Here is a 2,058-nt window from a genome sequence, read left to right as displayed (position 1 = left end):
GAACTGACCCGCACCCAGATCCTGCAGCAGGCCGGTACGGCCATGCTGGCCCAGGCCAACCAGGTGCCCCAGAACGTGATGTCCCTGCTCCGCTAACCGCTTCACAGGAATCGTCGCCTGGCGCAGGCGTCCCGGAAGGATTCGTCTCCCTCCGTTTCGCGCCGGGATGGATGGCCCCGCCATCCGTCCGCCCTCCACCGGCTTGGTGGCGGGCGCCGGGCATTCCTCCCCGCTTCTGCTCCGCGTACCCCGCTTCACTCTCCCTTTTTCCAGGACTCCGTCATGGCACAGGTCATCAACACCAACACGATGTCGTTGAATGCTCAGCGCAACCTGAGCACCAGCGGCGCTTCGCTCGCCACCACCATCCAGCGCCTGTCTTCCGGCCTGCGCATCAACAGCGCGAAGGACGACGCGGCCGGCCTGGCCATCTCCGAGCGTTTCAGCACGCAGATCCGCGGCCTCGATGTCGCCGTGCGCAATGCCAACGACGGCATCTCGCTGGCCCAGGTCGCCGAAGGCTCGCTGACCGAGATCGGCAACAACCTGCAGCGCATCCGTGAGCTGTCGGTGCAGTCGGCCAACGCGACCAATTCCTCCTCCGACCGCGCCGCGCTGAACGCCGAAGTGAAGCAGCTGGCGTCGGAAATCGACCGCGTCGCCAAGCAGTCCGAGTTCAACGGCACCAAGCTGCTGGACGGTTCGTTCTCCAGCCAGCTGTTCCAGGTCGGTGCCAACGCCGGCCAGGCCATCGCCATCGACAAGGTGGTCGACGCGCGCTCGCAGTCGCTGGGCAACATCAAGTTCGCCGCCGACGTCACCGGCACGGCGATCGCCGACGCAGGCGCGGACGGCAGCATTGCCGGCCTGACGATCAACGCGATCGCGATCGACACCGTCGCTTACACCAACGGCACCAGCGGCGACGACATCGCCAAGACGCTGGCGACCGCGATCAACGCGAAAATGGGTGAGACCGGCGTGTACGCGTCGGTGACCGCCGACCAGGTGACCCTGAACTCGGTGAAGGCCGGCAAGGACCTGGTGGTGGGTGGCACGGTGACCGGGTCGGGCCTGACGGCCGCTACGACCACCGCCGCAGCGACCGCCACGGCCTCGTTCGTCAAGGATCTCGACATCACCTCGGTGGAAGGCGCACAGAAGGCGCTGGAAATCGTCGATTCCGCGCTGACCTCGGTCAACGGCGCCCGCGCCGACCTGGGTGCGGTGCAGAACCGCTTCACCTCGGTGGTCGCCAACCTGCAGACCAGCTCGGAAAACCTGGCCGCCTCGCGCAGCCGCATCCGCGATACCGACTTCGCCAAGGAAACCGCCGAACTGACCCGCACCCAGATCCTGCAGCAGGCCGGTACGGCCATGCTCGCCCAGGCCAACCAAGTGCCCCAGAACGTGATGTCCCTGCTCCGCTAAACCGCTTCACGGGAATCGTTGCCTGGCGCAGGCACCCCGGAAGGATTCGTCTCCCTCCGTTTCGCGCCGGGAGAGGTGGCCCCGCCACCTCTCCGCCCCACACCGGTCTGGTGGCGGGCGCCGGGCATTCCTTCTCTGTTGTAACCCCTTTCTTCTTTTCCAYAGGTCCGCGCCATGGCACAGGTCATCAACACCAACACGATGTCGTTGAACGCCCAGCGCAACCTGAGCACCAGCGGCGCCTCTCTCGCCACCACCATCCAGCGTCTCTCGTCCGGCCTGCGCATCAACAGTGCGAAGGACGACGCGGCCGGCCTGGCGATCTCCGAACGCTTCAGCACCCAGATCCGGGGCCTCGATGTCGCCGTGCGCAATGCCAACGATGGCATCTCGCTGGCGCAGGTCGCCGAAGGCTCGCTGACCGAGATCGGCAACAACCTGCAACGCATCCGCGAACTGGCCGTGCAGTCGTCCAACGCGACCAATTCCTCCTCCGACCGCGCCGCGCTGAACGCCGAGGTCAAGCAGCTGACCGCCGAGATCGATCGCGTGGCCAAGCAGTCGGAGTTCAACGGCACCAASCTGCTGGACGGTTCGTTCTCCAGCCAGCTGTTCCAGGTTCCAGGT

General features: G+C 66.1%; 3 protein-coding genes. All 3 read left to right on the top strand.

Going from position 1 to position 2,058, the window contains the following annotated elements; translation table 11 throughout:
• A partial coding sequence (locus AC04L7_RS17440) for a flagellin (RefSeq protein WP_475513536.1) occupies window positions 1-96 on the top strand: 96 nt, incomplete at its 5' end.
• A 186-nt stretch (window positions 97-282) separates the two neighbouring features.
• Entirely contained in the window at window positions 283-1,431 is a 1,149-nt protein-coding gene (locus tag AC04L7_RS17435; RefSeq protein ID WP_299343753.1) for a flagellin, read from the top strand.
• A gap of 174 nt (window positions 1,432-1,605) precedes the next feature.
• On the top strand, window positions 1,606-2,058 hold a 453-nt coding region (locus AC04L7_RS17430), incomplete at its 3' end, for a flagellin N-terminal helical domain-containing protein (RefSeq protein ID WP_475513535.1).

The sequence above is a fragment of the Pseudoxanthomonas sp. LjRoot204_2 genome, from assembly GCF_056175765.1.
This window is presented reverse-complemented; position numbering and strand designations above follow the sequence as displayed.